Source organism: Natronorubrum marinum (assembly GCF_052040125.1).
Classification (GTDB): domain Archaea; phylum Halobacteriota; class Halobacteria; order Halobacteriales; family Natrialbaceae; genus Natronorubrum.
In genome coordinates, this window is the sequence record NZ_JBPPFV010000002.1 from 774,348 (window position 1) to 790,266 (window position 15,919).

The 15,919-nt window shown below is 63.1% G+C and carries 16 protein-coding genes; 14 read left to right on the top strand and 2 right to left on the bottom strand.

Features of this window, described 5'->3' with window-relative positions; translation table 11 throughout:
* Window positions 1-99: 99 nt before the first annotated feature.
* Window positions 100-480 (top strand): SHOCT domain-containing protein, encoded by a 381-nt coding sequence (locus ACSFC5_RS13450; RefSeq protein WP_440765763.1) that lies wholly within the window; start codon window positions 100-102, stop codon window positions 478-480.
* Between the two features lie 84 nt (window positions 481-564).
* On the opposite strand, the gene ACSFC5_RS13455 is transcribed toward ACSFC5_RS13450, so the two are convergent.
* On the bottom strand, window positions 565-1,341 hold the full coding sequence (locus ACSFC5_RS13455; RefSeq protein ID WP_440765764.1) for an ABC transporter: 777 nt from the start codon (window positions 1,339-1,341) through the stop codon (window positions 565-567).
* Window positions 1,342-1,345: 4 nt separating this feature from the next.
* Window positions 1,346-2,359 (bottom strand): ABC transporter ATP-binding protein, encoded by a 1,014-nt coding sequence (locus tag ACSFC5_RS13460; protein WP_440765765.1) that lies wholly within the window; start codon window positions 2,357-2,359, stop codon window positions 1,346-1,348.
* A 797-nt stretch (window positions 2,360-3,156) separates the two neighbouring features.
* On the opposite strand from ACSFC5_RS13460, the gene ACSFC5_RS13465 reads away from it, so the two are divergent.
* The 13 genes from ACSFC5_RS13465 (at window position 3,157) to ACSFC5_RS13525 (ending at window position 15,848) form a co-directional block, all read left to right on the top strand.
* Complete coding sequence (locus tag ACSFC5_RS13465; protein WP_440765766.1) at window positions 3,157-4,323, top strand: 5-(carboxyamino)imidazole ribonucleotide synthase; 1,167 nt, start codon at window positions 3,157-3,159, stop codon at window positions 4,321-4,323.
* A gap of 93 nt (window positions 4,324-4,416) precedes the next feature.
* Window positions 4,417-5,049 carry an AIR carboxylase family protein gene (locus ACSFC5_RS13470; RefSeq protein ID WP_440765767.1) on the top strand — a complete coding sequence of 211 codons (633 nt, stop codon included), beginning with the start codon at window positions 4,417-4,419 and terminating at the stop codon, window positions 5,047-5,049.
* A 316-nt stretch (window positions 5,050-5,365) separates the two neighbouring features.
* Entirely contained in the window at window positions 5,366-5,779 is a 414-nt protein-coding gene (locus ACSFC5_RS13475; RefSeq protein WP_440766306.1) for an NADH-quinone oxidoreductase subunit A, read from the top strand.
* Entirely contained in the window at window positions 5,776-6,483 is a 708-nt protein-coding gene (locus tag ACSFC5_RS13480) for an NADH-quinone oxidoreductase subunit B (RefSeq protein ID WP_006089403.1), read from the top strand. Before ACSFC5_RS13475 ends, ACSFC5_RS13480 begins: the two co-directional genes overlap by 4 nt.
* A complete protein-coding gene (locus tag ACSFC5_RS13485; protein WP_440765768.1) occupies window positions 6,480-8,135 on the top strand; it encodes an NADH-quinone oxidoreductase subunit D in 1,656 nt (551 codons plus the stop codon). The genes ACSFC5_RS13480 and ACSFC5_RS13485 overlap by 4 nt, the downstream gene beginning before the upstream one ends.
* 2 nt (window positions 8,136-8,137) lie before the next feature.
* Window positions 8,138-9,232: a complex I subunit 1/NuoH family protein gene (locus ACSFC5_RS13490; RefSeq protein ID WP_440765769.1), complete on the top strand. Its 1,095-nt coding sequence runs from the start codon at window positions 8,138-8,140 to the stop codon at window positions 9,230-9,232.
* A complete protein-coding gene (locus ACSFC5_RS13495; RefSeq protein WP_006089400.1) occupies window positions 9,229-9,690 on the top strand; it encodes a NuoI/complex I 23 kDa subunit family protein in 462 nt (153 codons plus the stop codon). Before ACSFC5_RS13490 ends, ACSFC5_RS13495 begins: the two co-directional genes overlap by 4 nt.
* Window positions 9,691-9,692: 2 nt before the next feature.
* On the top strand, window positions 9,693-9,962 hold the full coding sequence (locus ACSFC5_RS13500) for an NADH-quinone oxidoreductase subunit J (protein ID WP_440765770.1): 270 nt from the start codon (window positions 9,693-9,695) through the stop codon (window positions 9,960-9,962).
* Window positions 9,959-10,453: a hypothetical protein gene (locus tag ACSFC5_RS13505; RefSeq protein ID WP_440765771.1), complete on the top strand. Its 495-nt coding sequence runs from the start codon at window positions 9,959-9,961 to the stop codon at window positions 10,451-10,453. The genes ACSFC5_RS13500 and ACSFC5_RS13505 overlap by 4 nt, the downstream gene beginning before the upstream one ends.
* Window positions 10,450-10,755: an NADH-quinone oxidoreductase subunit NuoK gene (gene nuoK, locus ACSFC5_RS13510; RefSeq protein ID WP_440765772.1), complete on the top strand. Its 306-nt coding sequence runs from the start codon at window positions 10,450-10,452 to the stop codon at window positions 10,753-10,755. The genes ACSFC5_RS13505 and nuoK overlap by 4 nt, the downstream gene beginning before the upstream one ends.
* A gap of 1 nt (window position 10,756) precedes the next feature.
* Window positions 10,757-12,790, top strand: coding sequence for an NADH-quinone oxidoreductase subunit L (gene nuoL / locus ACSFC5_RS13515; protein ID WP_440765773.1), 2,034 nt, complete (start codon window positions 10,757-10,759; stop codon window positions 12,788-12,790).
* Window positions 12,790-14,313 (top strand): complex I subunit 4 family protein, encoded by a 1,524-nt coding sequence (locus tag ACSFC5_RS13520; protein WP_440765774.1) that lies wholly within the window; start codon window positions 12,790-12,792, stop codon window positions 14,311-14,313. The genes nuoL and ACSFC5_RS13520 overlap by 1 nt, the downstream gene beginning before the upstream one ends.
* Window positions 14,313-15,848, top strand: a complete 1,536-nt coding sequence (locus ACSFC5_RS13525; protein WP_440765775.1) for an NADH-quinone oxidoreductase subunit N — start codon at window positions 14,313-14,315, stop codon at window positions 15,846-15,848. The genes ACSFC5_RS13520 and ACSFC5_RS13525 overlap by 1 nt, the downstream gene beginning before the upstream one ends.
* Window positions 15,849-15,919: the final 71 nt, after the last annotated feature.

The window sequence follows — 15,919 nt, forward strand, 5'->3', positions numbered from 1 at the left end:
GTGGCCTTTCCCGGGTTTCGTTCCCGTCACCGCGTTCGATTCGTGACGATTGGGGGGCGACCGTCAAATTTTTCACCAGAGATTACCTAACGTAAGGTGATGAACAGGGGAACCGAAACCGGACTCTTCGCCGCCGCCCTCGGCATTCCGATCGTCCTCTTGTTTGCACTCCTGGGTTCGATTCTGGCCGCAGCGCTCGCGCTCACGCTCGTATCGAGTCTCAGCGTCTCGTTCGTGGTCGCGGGACGGCTCGCGGACAGGTCTCGCTCGGAATCCGAATCGAGTGCGTCAACCGGGCGAAACGCGACCGGTTCACTCGAGACCCTCAGAGACCGATATGTACGCGGTGCACTCACCGAAGCGGAGTTCGAGCGACGGGTCGAGACGATCCTCGACACCGAGCCGTCGCACTCGAACGACAATACCGCGATCCGGACCGACGAAGACGCCGGCCGCGAGCCCGAATTCGATCGATCCTAATCCTCCTGTCCCCTCAGTCTTGGCGCGGTTAGAGCCGTAAACGGGGACGCGACGACATACCAGTTGTGAGAGTACGCCGGGACATCAGTAGTGGCCCATGATGCCGCGCTCGCGGGTTCGCTCGACGAATCGACCGAAAACAACGTATCCAACGACGAGATACCCGACGCTACTCGCCACGAGAGCCGTCAACTCGAGCGGCGAAAACTCCCACAGTCGTGTCCCGTCCGTCATCGCTCGCATCAACAGGTCGCTTCCGAAACTCAACGGAAGGAGGGCCAGAATCGGTCCTTGAACCACACCAGGGGCCGCGATAAGCCCCACGAAACCGAATTGGAGCAACTGCTGGACGTTCTCGATTCGCTTGTACAGCAAGGAGAGTCCGGCGATGAAGTAGCCGATTCCGACTGCCGGAAGGATCGTCATGACGAGCAGGGGAACGATCGTGACGACGTCGACCGTGAGCGACCGGCCGGTGGTCACGAGCATCAGTCCCAGCAACCCGATCGCCAGCCCGGTGCTGACGACGATGTTGAAGACCGTCTTGACTCCGAGTACGCGACCGATGCCAAACGGAGACATGTACAACTGCTCGAGCGTTCCCCACTGCGCTTCCTGCATGATGCTCCGCGCGACGTCGAAGTACGCAGCACTCGCGGCCAGAAACAGGAAGAATCCGATGACGATGGTATCGAGGGCGCTATCGACGCTGTTACCGCCGACCGTTTGTCCGCCGAAAAAGACCATTGCAAACATGATGTACACACCAAAGAGCATCAGGACCGTGTTGAGCCAGTAGCGCTTGAGCAGGATGAACTGCTTTTCGAATACCGCGACCAGCAGTCTCCGGTGACCGGACATCCGATTACACCTCCCCGTCGTCGATAATGTGCAGGAAAATCTCTTCGAGGTCCGGTTCGACGGTATCGACGGACACGAACGTCGTCGACGACTCCCGAAGAACGTCCATCAGCGCGTAGAACTCGTTTCCTCGCACGCCGGTCGTCTCGAAACGGTGTCGGTCGCCGTGCTCGGTCCACCGAGTGGCACCGAACCGTTCGGTCAGTTCAGCCCGTACGTCGGGGGACAGTCGGCCCCGAACGGTGATACGAAACGTCTGGGTGTGAAATACGTCGAGGAGATTGTCGACAGTGTCATTGGCGAGTATCTCACCTTCGTTCAGAATGATCACGCGATCACAGACCGCTTCTATTACTTGCATATCGTGACTCGAGAGGAGTACTGTTCGCCCGTCGCGAGTGACCAGTTGCCGAAGCTCGCGACGTAACTCCAACGAACTCTCGACGTCGAGGCCGAGCGTCGGTTCGTCGAGAAACACGACTGGCGTTTCCCGGACGAGCGTACACGCCAGCGACGCCTTTTGTTTCATTCCCCGCGAGAGTTCGTTTACCGGAGTGTCGGCTTTCGCTTCGAGTCCGACCTGCGAAATTATCCGACCGACCCGGTCCGGGTCAGCCGGTTCGTCTCCGAGACGGGCGAAAAACCGCACATTCTCGCGGACAGTCAGTCGCCAGTAGATGTTTCGCGCTCCCTCGAGCATCGCTGCCACCGACCGATAGACCGTCTCGGGTGATCTTTCGACATCGGTGCCACAGAGCCGAGCGACGCCGTCACTGGGTTTGATTAGGCCCAGAAGCATCTTGATGGTCGTCGTCTTCCCGGCTCCGTTGGGGCCGAGCAGACCGACGACAGTTCCCGCTTCGATCTCGAACGAGAGTTGTTCTACCGCGGTAACGGTATCCGAGCCGGTTCCGTACGATTTCGTCAACCCGTCGACCGACACGACCGTCTCGGACCGGCCGTGGGAGACGGATTCGCCTCGCGGATACCGATCCGAGACTTCTGCTTCGCCGTTCATATATCAAACCCCAATGTGGCCGAATATTTAATACTTGGTAGTGTAATTAAATTCGCCAAAGACCGTTGGGGTGGTAAGACGAGTGTCACCACTCGGTACGACGGATCGACACACCTATGGCCCCCTGTTATTCCACTTTCTGATAGAATGATTTAAGCCGTTCCACATATATTTTCTATCTGGTTATGTCAGTTTCAAACCCTGATGTAGACGTGACCAGTGGACCAGCAACACTCAAAAATCAGTTCGACTCGGCGTTCGAACCGGAGACGGATTCGAATCCGGCCGTCCAACTGACGACGTGGACGACCGTTACCACGACGACCACTACCGGGACGGTCGACTGACTCAGCATACCGCTCTCCGGTTACGGTTGTATCGAAATTCAATATTCTTTAACCTAGTAAAAAGATTTAATACCTATGTTCTCGAATTATTTGTTGGCTATGTCCACAGTTCAGAATACGATTGGCGGTTTCGAAGCGACGAAAGCCAAATTCGATTCGGAATTCGACATTCGTGAACTCGTACCGATCCGAGCCGACGATACGATTACGACCACGACGACGGTCACCGTTACGACCACGACGAGTGCGCCGTTTTCCTGTAGCTGTTGAACTGAAACACCGACCGGCCAAATCTCGTTTCTTTGCTCCGGCACTCGACGATCGAGCGCGGTAGCGACGGTTACCGACGACACGTCCGAAACCTCTCGATGTCGGATCCAGGTCGAGTCCGTATCGAAGCAGAACCCGAATCACTAATTCTTAAGCACGGTCACCGTCAACGACCGCGCAATGACAACGCTACGGACGCCAGGCCCGACGCTCGGCGTCGTCGGCGGGGGACAGCTCGGACGGATGCTCGCCGAGGCGGCATCGCCGCTCGGCGTCGAGGTCGTCGTGCTCGATCCGACGCCTGACTGCCCGGCCGCGCCCGTCGTTCGGGACCAGATCGTCGCGGACTTCGACGACGAGGCTGGAATCCGCGAACTCGCCGCGCGCGCGGACGTGCTCACGTTCGAGATCGAACTCGCCGATCAGGACGTCTTGGAGCGCGTCAGCGAAGACTCGGGAACGCCGGTCCACCCGAAGCCGTCGACGCTGCGGACGATCCACGACAAACTCGTCCAGAAACGGGAACTCGAGGACGCTGGCATCCCCGTCCCGCCGTTCCGCGCGGTCGAGGACGCCGACGATATCCGCGACGCCATCGACGACTACGGCGCGCCGGTGATGCTCAAGGCCCGGACGGGCGGCTACGACGGCCGGGGGAACGTCCCCGTCGAATCGAAAGCCGACGCCGAGGATGCTCTCGAGTCGGTCGCCGGCCCCGCGATGGTCGAAGCCTTCGTCGAGTTCGAACGGGAGGTTTCGGTGATCGCCGTCAAGGGAGACGACGAGGTCGCGACCTTCCCGCTCGGGGAGAACATCCACGTCGACGAGATCCTGCGGGAGACGGTCGTTCCTGCGCGCTCGAGCGAGGCAGCGACTGAACGAGCCTACGAGGTCGCGCGGGACGTGCTCGAGGTCATGGACGGGCGCGGCGTGTACGGCATCGAACTCTTCGAGACGAGCGATGGGGAGATTTTGCTCAACGAAATCGCCCCGCGCCCGCACAATTCGGGCCACTGGACCATCGAGGGCGCACACAGTTCGCAGTTCGAACAGCACGCGCGGGCCGTCCTCGGCTGGCCGCTGGGCTCGACCGAACTCCGCTCGCCGACCGCGCTCGCGAACTTGCTGGCCGACGTCGAGGAGAATCAGGACGCGGAACTACACAACCTCGATCAGGTGCTCGAGACCCCCGGCGCGAACCTCCACTGGTACGGCAAGCGCCAGGCCCGTCCGGGGCGAAAGATGGGGCACGTGACGGTCTCCGGACGCGACGAGAGCGCCGACGTCGAGGAACTGCTCGAGACCGCTCGAGTTCTCGAGGACGCGATGACGTTCCGTTCGGAGTGAGCGCCACGTAGTGGCGTTCCACGCGGAGTGAGTACCACCGGCGCGCCGTGACGTCTCGGCGGTTTGAAGTCCTCCGGCCGACCACTGACATTCATGAGCGACAGCGTTGCCGAGCTAATCGACCGGTTACACCGCGAGGCCGAACAGGACCGTCCGACCGAGGAGACGCCCGACGTGGGCATCGTCATGGGGAGCGACTCGGATCTCGAGGTCATGATGACCGGCGGGAAACGCCCCGGCGCGTACGACGCGTTCGTCGACGAACTCGGCTTCGGCGAGCAGACCGACTTCGAGAACCCGCCCGAGAAGCGCTTTACCTTCGAGACGTACGTCACCTCAGCCCACCGTACGCCCGACTTAATGACGGCTTACGCCGAGACGGCCGAGGATCGCGGCCTCGAGGTGATCATCGCCGGCGCGGGCGGGAAGTCCGCTGACCTGCCGAACATGACCGCTTCGGTCGCCTATCCGCTGCCCGTGATTGGCGTCCCCGTCCAGGAGAAGTCCGTCGACAGCGTCATCGGAATGCCCACCGGCGCGCCGCTCCTGGCGGTCGACGCGGGGAAATCGTTCAACGCGGCGCTCTCGGCAGCCCAGATTCTGGCGCGCCAGCACGACGAGGTTCGCGACCGACTCGTCGCCTACCACGAGGGGCTCCGCGAGGGGGTTGGGACGGTCTCTCGAGCGCTGCACGACGAAGGGACGGTCGACTTTTCGAACCGGTAAATTTCACCCAAGACTCGTATTCGAACAACCGACCGGGCAGCGAAGCGTACACTCTCGAAAACTGATCATTCGTTCGATTGCTGTTGCCGCGGAGCGCGGTCCTCGATCAGTCTATCCCGGTCCCTTCTTGCGTTTTTCTCGTTCGAGTAATCCTGGGATACCCGTTCGACCGGTCCTGAAATGTACGTATATAGTTTACAGTGATTATTCGAGACGGTTCGTTACCGCGGAAGTCGCCGGTATGGCCCGTCTGCGGCCGAAAAACGAACAATCAACCCTTATATGCGTGGGGTATGAATCTCCGAACGTTACGGAGATGAACGACTGGATCGCTATCGGGATGCTGGCAGTCGTGGGGTTGTCGATACCACTCGCTATGATGGTGGTGTCCTACCTCATTCGGCCGTCGGTTCCCGAAACGAGTAAACGTGCCACCTACGAGAGTGGCGAGGTCCCGACCGGCGGAACGCGCATCCGCTTTAACATTCAGTACTACATGGTCGCGCTTCTGTTCGTGGTCTTCGATATCGAGACCGTCCTTCTGTTTCCGTGGGCGGTCGTCTATCAGGACGCGCTGGCCTCGCCGGAGTACGGGCTTCTCGAGGCGCTCGGCCCGATGTTGCTGTTCGTCGCCATCCTCATGGTTGGACTCGCGTGGGCGTGGCGCACCGGTGCAGTACAATGGGCACAAACACGAACGCAAGCAGCGTCCAACTCTGACCGACAATGAGTAGTGACAATCCACGGCAATCGATCTACGACAGCACCGCACCGTCGACGGACACCCGCGACTCGCGGATCGGCGAGGGTCCCGACGACCGGTTCAACTCTAAACTGCGGGAGGCGTTCGGTTCGACGCCGTTCATCCTCACGAAGTTCGACAAGTTCATGAACTGGGTGCGGGGGAACTCGATGTTCATGCTGCAGTTCGGGATCGCCTGTTGCAGCATCGAGATGATTCACACGTACGCGATCAAACACGACCTCGATCGCTTCGGCGCCGGGGTTCCCCGCGCTTCGCCGCGACAGGCCGACGTGATGATCGTCCCCGGAACGATCGTCTCGAAGTTCGGCCCCCGCATGAAGCGCGTCTACGATCAGATGCCCGAACCCAAGTTCGTCGTCGGAATGGGCTCGTGTACGATCTCCGGCGGTCCGTTCCAGGAAGGGTACAACGTCGTCAAGGGCGCCGAGGAGATCATCCCGATCGACATCCACGTTCCCGGCTGCCCGCCGCGGCCGGAGGCACTGGTCTACGGCGTCGCCAAACTCCAGGAGCGAATTCGCAACGGCGAGTCCTCGCCCGTCGTCGTCAAACCCTACGAACTCGAGCAGTTCGGCGACCTGGAGAAAGACGAACTCGTCCAAAAACTCGCGAGCGAGATCGACGAGGACGACCTCGTCATGCGCTACAACTGGGCTGATTCGCCATGAGTTCGGGACTCGAGCGAACGCGACCGATAGAGACCACCGAGGACGACCTCGAGGCGCTGTTGGGTGACCGCGCGCTCGCACGTGACGACCACCTGAACGCGCCGGGGTTCGTCATCCGACCGGACGACGTTCAGGACGTGCTCTCGGATCTGCGCGACGAGGCGGGATTCGATCACCTCTCCTGTCTCACCGCACAGCAGTACGAGGATCGGTACGAGTCGATCTACCACATGAAGAAGTACGCCGATCCGACCCAGGAGGTCTCGATCGTCGTGCCGACGACGACCGACGACCCCGTCAGCGAGTCCGCCGCGCCGGTGTTTCGGACGGCGGACTGGCACGAGCGCGAGGCGTTCGACCTCGTCGGAATCGACTACGAGGGCCACCCGGATCCGCGACGGATCCTCTTGCCCGAAACCTGGCAGGGCCACCCGCTCTCACTGGATTACGATCAGGAGAAGCCACAGCTCGTCACCCTGTCCGAACACGCCAACCCGATTCAGCCGGACCACCACGACGCCGAGTCGGACACGATGTTCTTGAACATCGGTCCACACCACCCGGCGACCCACGGCGTGCTCCACGTCAAGACCGTCCTGGACGGCGAGACGGTCGTCGACGTCGATCCCGACGTCGGCTACCTGCACCGCTGTGAGGAGCAGATGTGCCAGCAGGGAACCTACCGCCACCAGATCATGCCCTACCCCGATCGCTGGGACTACGTCTCGGCCGGGCTGTTGAACGAGTGGGCCTACGCCCGCGCGGCCGAGGATCTGGCGGATATCGAAGTGCCCGAATACGCCCAGATCATCCGAACTATGGGCGCCGAACTGTGCCGGATCGCCTCCCACATGCTCGCGCTCGGAACCTTCTGTCTGGACGTTTACGGCGACTTCACCGCCGTCTTCCAGTACGCGTTCCGCGACCGCGAGGTCGTCCAGGATATTCTCGAGGACCTCACCGGCCAGCGGCTGATGTTCAACTACTTCCGCCTCGGCGGGGTCGCCTGGGACCTGCCCGAACCCCGCGAAGAGTTCATCGCAAAGACGCGGGACTTCCTCGACGAACTCCCGGCGAAGGTCGACGAGTACAACGACATGGTCACCTCGAACGAGATCTTCCAGGTCCGGTGTATCGACACCGGAATCTTAGAACCCGAGGTCGCCAAGGACTACGGCTGTACCGGGCCCGTCGCCCGCGGTTCGGGCGTCGACTACGACATTCGACGCGACGACCCCTACGGCTACTACCCCGAACTCGACTGGGACGTCATCACCGACGACGGCTGTGACAACTACAGCCGCGTCCTCTGTCGGATGCGGGAGGTCGAGGAGTCCGCGAAGATCATCGAGCAGTGTCTCGACCTGATAGAGGACTGGCCCGAAGACGAGCGAGAGATCCAGGCCAACGTCCCGCGGACGCTGAAGCCGGACGCGGATACGGAAGTCTACCGCGCGGTCGAGGGTGCGAAGGGCGAACTCGGCATCTACATCCGATCCGACGGCACCGACAAACCGGGTCGGTTCAAGATCCGCAGCCCATGTTATCACAACCTCTCGGCGCTCGGTGAGATGACCCAAGGGGAGTACATCCCCGATCTGATCGCCTCGCTCGGCAGTCTCGACATCGTTCTCGGGGAGGTGGATCGGTAACTATGGCCGGCGCAATCACACGGACGCCGCTCCAGAACGACGATACCATTCTGCTCCCCGAACGGATCGGAGAGCTGACGGGGCTCGACGGGTACGGAACCGGCGGCGAACTGCTCGCCATCTTCCTCGGAGCCTTCCTCATCGGCAACCTGATGCTCGCGATGACCGGCGTCGCCGGCCCGTGGGCGAAACGAAAGATCACCGCCGCCTTCACCGACCGGATCGCGGTCAACCGGCTCGGACCGGCCGGCATCCTGATCATCGTCGCCGACGCCGTGCGACTGCTCTCGAAGGAACTGATTATCCCCGAGAACGCCGATCGGCCGGCCTACGACCTCGCGCCGATCGTCGTCGCCTCCTCTGCCCTGCTTGGCTTCGCCGTGATTCCGATGGGCAGCGGGATCCACCTCGCTGATCCCGAGGTCGGACTGGCGTACGTCTTCGCGGTGGCCGGCATCGCGAGTATCGGTCTGGTGATGGCCGGCTACGCGTCGTCGAACAAGTACTCGATGCTCGGTGGCCTGCGGGCGGTGGCACAGAACGTCGCCTACGAGATTCCGCTGGTCGTCACGGGGATGTCGGTCGTCATTTTCGCCGGCTCCTTGCAGATGAGTACGATCGTCGAGGCGCAGGGACAGACCCTGATCGATCTCGGCCTCGTCTCGATTCCGGCGTGGTACGCGCTCGTCAACCCGTTCGCGTTCGTCCTCTTCCTGGTGGCGAACTTCGCGGAGGTCGGTCGGAATCCCTTCGACACGCCCGAAGCGCCGACCGAGATCGTCGCCGGCTACCAGACCGAGTACTCCTCGGTCTACTTCGTCCTGATCTACCTCGGGGAGTTCCTCCACATCTTCCTCGGCGGGGCGATCATCGCGACGATCTTCCTCGGCGGTCCCGCCGGACCAGGGCCGGCCGAACTCGGCATCGTCTGGTTCATTATCAAGATCTGGGGTATTTTCTTCCTGACGCAGTGGCTTCGATCCGCGGTGCCCCGGGTCAGGATCGACCAACTGATCGAGATCGGCTGGAAGGGACTGCTCGTCCTCTCCTTTGCGAATCTCGTACTCACCGCGGTAATTGTGGGGCTGATAGCATGATCGGGTTACTCAAATCGATGGCGACGACGATGAAACACGCACTGGACGGGTCGACCTTCACGGTCGAGTACCCCGAGACAGCTCCGGACGTTTCCCCACGCTTTCGGGGCGTCCACAAGTTCAGCCAGGAGCGCTGTATCTGGTGTCGCCAGTGTGAGAACGTCTGTCCGAACGATACGATTCAGATCGTGATGGACGACCAGCGCAACGGCGAACAGTACAACCTCCACATCGGCCAATGTATCTACTGCCGGCTCTGTGAGGAGGTCTGCCCGGTCGACGCCATCCTACTCACGCAGAACTTCGAGTTCACGGCGGATACGAAACACGACTTCGTCTACAACAAAGAGCAGCTGAAAGCCGTACCGTGGTACAAGGATATCGACCCGCTCGAGTCACGCGAACCCGACCGGAGCGCGTGGATCGGCGAGGGAGAGGGGGATGTCGATTACCAGTAACAATGTTGGAAACGATTGCGTTCGTGGCGTTTGCGGTCGTGACGCTCGCCAGCGCGCTGGCTGTGGTCCTCTTACAGGATCCGTGGCACTCGGCGCTCATGCTCGGCGTGGCGCTGACGAGCATCGCGGTACACTTCGTGATGCTGGCGGCGGAGTTCGTCGCCATGATGCAGGTCCTCGTCTACGTCGGCGGGGTGTTGGTGCTCATCACGTTCGCCGTGATGCTCACTCAGACCGACGATGAAGCGTCCGACGAGGTGGTACAGGCATGACGACCGGCCCGAAACTCAGACTCGGGCGTTCGCTCGCTCCCGGACTGTTGGCCGTCGCGCTGTTCGGTCTGATGGCGCTGATCGTCGTCAACACGTCGTTCCAGCCGATGGCGGACGGCGGCTTCGAGGTGGAGTCGATCACCGCCGCGATCGGCTACGCGCTGCTCGATTTCGCGACGCTCCAGGAGTCAGACGGCGTGACGGGTACCGAACCGTTCCTCGCCGCGTTCCTGCTGATCGCGCTCACGCTCGATGCAGCCCTCGACGCCTCGCTCGTCCTCGCGAAACGCGAGGAGGCGGGCGAACCCGTTTCGGCGCTCGGGAGTACGGGCCCAAGCGACGCCGCACCCGGAACCGGTTCCGGCGACTCGAGCGGCTTCGGTTCGACCGGGCCGACGGCGACGGACGGCGGTCCGGCCGCCGAAAGCTCGGGTTCCGAGGACGACGCGGCCGACGGGGACGCGGCGTCGGCTGGAGGTGACGACCGATGACGGTCGGGGTCGAGTACTACGTCCTCCTGTCGATGGCCCTGTTCTGTATCGGGCTATTCGGCGTGTTGACGCGTCGTAACGCACTGCTGTTCCTGATGTCCGTCGAGCTGATGCTGAACGCGGCGAACATCAACCTGATCGCGTTCGCGTTCTACCACGGCAACCTCACGGGGCAGGTCTTCGCGCTGTTTACGATGGCGCTGGCCGCCGCGGAGGTCGCCGTCGGACTCGGGATCATCCTGGTGCTGTACCGCAACTTCCGTGACGTCGACGTCACGGTTCCGACGACGATGAGGTGGTAAGATGGAAGGTGCATTCTCCTACGCGCCGGCGATAGCGGCGTTCCCCCTCGCGGCCTTCGTGGTCGCGCTCACCTTCGGCAAGTGGATGCCGAAGAAGGGCGCGATTGCGGGCATCGCGGCGACGGCAGGCTCCCTGCTGTTCTCGCTGTGGATGCTGGCGACGGTCGCGGGCGGCGAAGTGTATCACGAGACGCTCTACGAGTGGACGGCCGGCGACGCCGCCGGCGAAGCGGGCACGACGGGGATCGAGTTCACGTTCGGTCTCCTGATCGACCCGCTCTCGGCGCTGATGTTGGTCATCGTCTCGCTCGTGGCGTTTCTCGTCCACGTGTTCAGTCTCGGCTACATGAACGCCGAGGGCGAGACCGGCCTCCCGCGGTACTACGCCGGACTCGGGCTCTTTACGTTCAGCATGCTCGCGTTCGTCTACGCGGACAACCTGCTGATGGCGTTCATGTTCTTCGAACTGGTGGGTCTCTGTTCGTACCTGCTGATCGGCTTCTGGTTCCGAACGCGATCCGCGCCCTCGGCCGCGAAGAAGGCGTTCCTCGTCACCCGGTTCGGCGACTACTTCTTCCTGATCGGGGTCGTCGCCATCGCCGCAACCTTCGGCACGGTCGCGTTCGCGGGCGACGACTCGTTCGTCGCGGCCGCCGAGACCGCGATCGCCGACGGCGACACGCTGTTCGGCTTCGACGCCCAGACCTGGGTGACGATCACCGGCCTGCTCGTGCTGGGCGGCGTGCTGGGTAAATCCGCCCAGTTCCCGTTCCACACCTGGCTACCCGACGCCATGGAAGGCCCGACGACCGTCTCCGCGCTCATCCACGCGGCGACGATGGTCGCGGCCGGCGTCTACCTCGTCGCGCGGATGTTCGGCTACTACGCGCTCAGCCCGACCGCGCTGGCGATCATCGCCTTCGTGGGCGGCTTCACCGCGCTCTTTGCCGCCACGATGGGCGTCGTCAAAGACGACATCAAGCAGGTGCTGGCGTACTCGACGATCAGCCAGTACGGCTATATGATGCTCGGACTCGGCGTCGGCGGCTACGTCGCCGGAGTCTTCCACCTCATGAACCACGCCTTCTTCAAGGCACTGCTGTTCCTGGGTGCCGGGGCCGTCATCATCCTCATGCACCACGAACAGGACATGTGGAAGATGGGCGGACTGAAGGAGAAAGCGCCCGTCACCTACTACACGTTTCTCGCGGGCGCGCTCGCGCTCGCCGGGATCATCCCGTTCTCGGGCTTCTGGTCCAAAGACGAGATCCTCTACGACGCGCTCATCGTCGGCTTGGAGCAGCCGATCATCCTCGCCGCATACGCGATGGGCCTCGTGGCCGTCTTCTTCACCGGCTTCTACACCTTCCGAATGGTGTTCTTGACCTTCCACGGCGAGCCCCGATCCGAGGCCGCCGAGGATCCACACCCGGTCGGCTGGGCCGTCAAGATCCCGCTGCTCTCGCTGGGTGTCCTCGCGGTCGTCGCGGGTGTCGCGAACCTCGCGCCGGTCTACAAGCTGACCGGCCTCGAGTTCACGTTCCTCGAGTCCTGGCTCGACGGCGAGTACGGGGCCGTCGAGGGGCTGACGTACGGTGCCTACGGTGAGATGGTCGCCTACGAAACGGGCGCGATCGGCTCCGAAGAACTGACGGTCCTGATCGCGGCCGGGCTCTCGCTCCTGCTCGCGTTCTCCGGTGCCGGACTGGCCTGGAAACTGTACAACGTTCCCGAGCCCGTTCCACACACGGAACGACTCGGCAGCGCCCGCCGGACCCTCGAGAACAACTACTACCAGGACGAGTACCAGGTCTGGCTCGCGCGCGGCGTTACGCTGCCGCTCGCTCGAGCGGCCGACCGCTTCGACCAGAGCGTCATCGACGGCTCGGTCAACGGCATCTCGACCGCCAGCCTCTTCGGCAGTAGCTGGGTGAAACGACTGCAGACCGGTATCGTGACGAACTACGCGGCGTTGATCGTCGCCGGGTTCATCGCCTTACTGGTCTTCCTCGGCGTCTACGGAGGGTGGTTCTGATGATGATCGAAGCACTAATCGCCGTCGCACTGATCGGCGCGCTCGTCACGTTTATCGCGCCGAACCGAATCGCTGGCAAGTTGGCGTTCGCCATCAGCCTGGTGCCGGCTGCGCTCAGCGTCTGGATGTTTACGGCGTTCGACGGCAGCGGCAACGCCTTACTCGACGGCACGCTCGCCTTCGAGTCCCACCTCGAGTGGATCCAACTCGGCGAGTACTCGATCTCGTGGTTCGTCGGCGTCGACGGCATCAGCCTGCCGCTCGTCGTGCTGACGACGATCCTCTGTTCGCTCGCGATCATGAGCTCGTGGACGCCGATCGACACTCGCGAGTCCCAGTTCTACGGACTCATCCTCTTCATCGAGGCGAACCTGATCGGCGTCTTCACCGCACTGGATTTCTTCCTCTGGTTCATCTTCTGGGAGGCCGTGTTGATCCCGATGTACCTGCTGATCGGTATCTGGGGCGGCCCGCGCCGGAAGTACGCCGCGATCAAGTTCTTCGTCTACACGAACGTGGCGTCGCTCGTGATGTTCGGTGCGTTCGTCGCGCTGGTCTTCGGCCTCGGCGACGGCGTAACGAGTTTCGCGCTGCCGGAGATCGCGGATGCGATGCTCACCGACGGACCCGACGGCCTGTTCGGGCTCGAGGGAACCACTCTCGCGTCGGTCGTGTTCGTCGCGATGTTCCTCGGCTTCGCCGTGAAGGTGCCCGTCGTTCCGTTCCACACGTGGCTCCCGGACGCTCACGTCGAAGCGCCGACGCCCGCCTCCGTCCTGTTAGCGGGCGTCCTGCTGAAGATGGGAACCTACGCCCTGCTCCGATTCAACTTCACGATGTTCCCCGACCAGGTCGAGACGTACGCCGTGCCGATCGCCGCCATCGCCGTCATCAGCGTGATCTACGGCGCGATGTTGGCGCTGGCTCAGACCGACCTGAAACGGATCGTCGCCTACTCCTCGGTGTCGTCGATGGGGTACGTCATCCTCGGACTCGTCGCCTACACCCAGTTCGGGGTCGGCGGCGCGACGTTCCAGATGGTCAGTCACGGCCTCATCTCGGGGCTGATGTTCATGGCCGTCGGCGTCATCTACAACGCCACCCACACCCGGCTCGTCACCGACATGTCCGGGATGGCCGACCGAATGCCGGTCGCCGTCGGCATCCTCGTCGCCGGCGCGTTCGGCTACATGGGGCTGCCGCTCATGAGCGGCTTCGCCGCGGAGTACTTCATCTTCTTCGGCGCGTTCGGGGCCGACTTCCCGTACGCTCCGCTGTTTACCTCGCTGGCGATGTTCGGCATCGTCATCGTCGCCGGCTACCTGCTCTTTGCGCTCCAGCGCGCCGTCTTCGGACCGTACGAACTCGAGACCGACTACGACGTTGGTCGCGCCCCGCTGCACGACATCGCGCCGATGTTCGTGTTGCTCGGGCTCATCATCGCCCTGGGCGTGGCCCCCGACCTGATCTTCCAGATGATAACCGACGCAGTCGATCCGATCCTGAGCGGAGGTGACCTGTGATGGCGATGTTCCAGCTCGCGGAGTGGACCGCGCTCGCACCGGCGTTGATCCTGGCGGGGACGGCGCTCGCGCTGTTCGTCTTCGACAGCATCTCGCCGCACTCGACCAACCGCTCGCTGCTCGCGGGCACCGCGGCCGGCGGCGCGCTCGCGTCGCTCGCCGTCGCCGTCTGGTTCAGCGCCGCCGGCGTCGGCACGCCGACGGTCGACGGCGGACTCGGCGAGATCGAGCCGATCCACGGCTTCGTCGTCGATCAGATGGCGCTGTACTTCATGATCATCGTGGCCATCGTCACGGCCCTGATCGTGGTGGCCAGCTACGACTACCTGGTCGGTCACGCCTACCAGGCCGAGTACTACTCGCTGGTCGTCCTCGCGGCGACCGGCATGTCGATGATGGCCGCCGCCGACAGCCTCGTGACGATCTTCATCGCCCTCGAACTGGCGAGTCTTCCCTCGTACGCGCTCGTGGCGATCCTGAAGGACAACCGCGGGAGCGTCGAGGCCGGGCTGAAGTACTTCCTGATCGGCGCGCTCTCGTCGGCGATCTTCCTCTATGGCATCTCGCTCGTCTACGGCGCGACCGGCTCTCTGGAGCTGTCCGCCATCGCCGAGGTCGTCGCCGCGGGCGAGGCCGACGACTACGGCGGCCTGCTCGGACTCGGCATCCTCATGCTGATCGGCGGCTTCGCGTTCAAGACGGCCAGCGTCCCCTTCCACTTCTGGGCGCCGGAGGCCTACGAGGGCGCGCCCGCACCCATCAGCGCGTTCCTCTCGTCGGCCTCGAAGGCCGCCGGATTCGTCGTTCTCTTCCGCGTCTTTACGGAGGCGTTCCCGCTCGGCGAGCAGATGAACGCCCTGATCGGCTTCGACTGGACGGTCGCGTTCATCATCCTCGCGATCGTCACGATGACGGTCGGGAACTTCGCCGCGGCGACCCAGAACAACGTCAAGCGGATGCTCGCGTACTCCTCGATCGGCCACGCCGGATACGCGCTGATCGGGGTCGCCGGCCTCTCGGCTGACGGTGGCGAACTCGTCATGGGCGCGGCGATGATGCACCTGCTCGTCTACGGCTTCATGAACACGGGTGCGTTCCTCTTCGTCGCGCTGGCCGAACACTGGGGCGTCGGCCGCACCTTCGAGGACTACAACGGGCTCTCGACGCAGGCGCCGGTCGCCTGCGCCGCGATGGCCGTCTTCATGTTCAGCCTCGCTGGGATCCCGCCCTTTGGCGGCTTCTTCAGCAAGTTCTTCCTGTTCATGGGGGCGCTCGAGGCCTCGGCCGCCAACACGGCGATGCTCGCGGTGGCCGCCGCGCTCGTCGTCAACAGCGCGCTCTCGCTGTACTACTACTCGCGGCTGGTCAAGGCGCTCTGGATCGAAGAGCCCGCGACCGCCCGCGATCGACTCGCCAAACCGACCGGGCTCTACGCGGCGATCGTCGTCGCCGCCGTGATGACGGTCCTCATCCTCCCCGGCTTCGGTCCGGTGGTCGACGCGGCGCTCGACGCCGCGGTGGCCGCCCTCGGCTGAGGCGAGTCGGCGTATCCGACTCGGGAGCGCAACAGCAGGCGGTTCGCGGTTGCGCCGGAACTGATTTTTCG

Coding starts and splice junctions, on each gene's coding strand:
- nuoK (WP_440765772.1), top strand. CDS start 10,450: ATGACGGTCGGGGTCGAGTACTACGTCCTCCTGTCGATGGCCCTGTTC.
- ACSFC5_RS13460 (WP_440765765.1), bottom strand. CDS start 2,359: ATGAACGGCGAAGCAGAAGTCTCGGATCGGTATCCGCGAGGCGAATCC.
- ACSFC5_RS13500 (WP_440765770.1), top strand. CDS start 9,693: ATGTTGGAAACGATTGCGTTCGTGGCGTTTGCGGTCGTGACGCTCGCC.
- ACSFC5_RS13525 (WP_440765775.1), top strand. CDS start 14,313: ATGGCGATGTTCCAGCTCGCGGAGTGGACCGCGCTCGCACCGGCGTTG.
- ACSFC5_RS13505 (WP_440765771.1), top strand. CDS start 9,959: ATGACGACCGGCCCGAAACTCAGACTCGGGCGTTCGCTCGCTCCCGGA.
- ACSFC5_RS13470 (WP_440765767.1), top strand. CDS start 4,417: ATGAGCGACAGCGTTGCCGAGCTAATCGACCGGTTACACCGCGAGGCC.
- nuoL (WP_440765773.1), top strand. CDS start 10,757: ATGGAAGGTGCATTCTCCTACGCGCCGGCGATAGCGGCGTTCCCCCTC.
- ACSFC5_RS13495 (WP_006089400.1), top strand. CDS start 9,229: ATGATCGGGTTACTCAAATCGATGGCGACGACGATGAAACACGCACTG.
- ACSFC5_RS13520 (WP_440765774.1), top strand. CDS start 12,790: ATGATGATCGAAGCACTAATCGCCGTCGCACTGATCGGCGCGCTCGTC.
- ACSFC5_RS13455 (WP_440765764.1), bottom strand. CDS start 1,341: ATGTCCGGTCACCGGAGACTGCTGGTCGCGGTATTCGAAAAGCAGTTC.
- ACSFC5_RS13475 (WP_440766306.1), top strand. CDS start 5,366: ATGAACGACTGGATCGCTATCGGGATGCTGGCAGTCGTGGGGTTGTCG.
- ACSFC5_RS13465 (WP_440765766.1), top strand. CDS start 3,157: ATGACAACGCTACGGACGCCAGGCCCGACGCTCGGCGTCGTCGGCGGG.
- ACSFC5_RS13480 (WP_006089403.1), top strand. CDS start 5,776: ATGAGTAGTGACAATCCACGGCAATCGATCTACGACAGCACCGCACCG.
- ACSFC5_RS13450 (WP_440765763.1), top strand. CDS start 100: ATGAACAGGGGAACCGAAACCGGACTCTTCGCCGCCGCCCTCGGCATT.
- ACSFC5_RS13490 (WP_440765769.1), top strand. CDS start 8,138: ATGGCCGGCGCAATCACACGGACGCCGCTCCAGAACGACGATACCATT.
- ACSFC5_RS13485 (WP_440765768.1), top strand. CDS start 6,480: ATGAGTTCGGGACTCGAGCGAACGCGACCGATAGAGACCACCGAGGAC.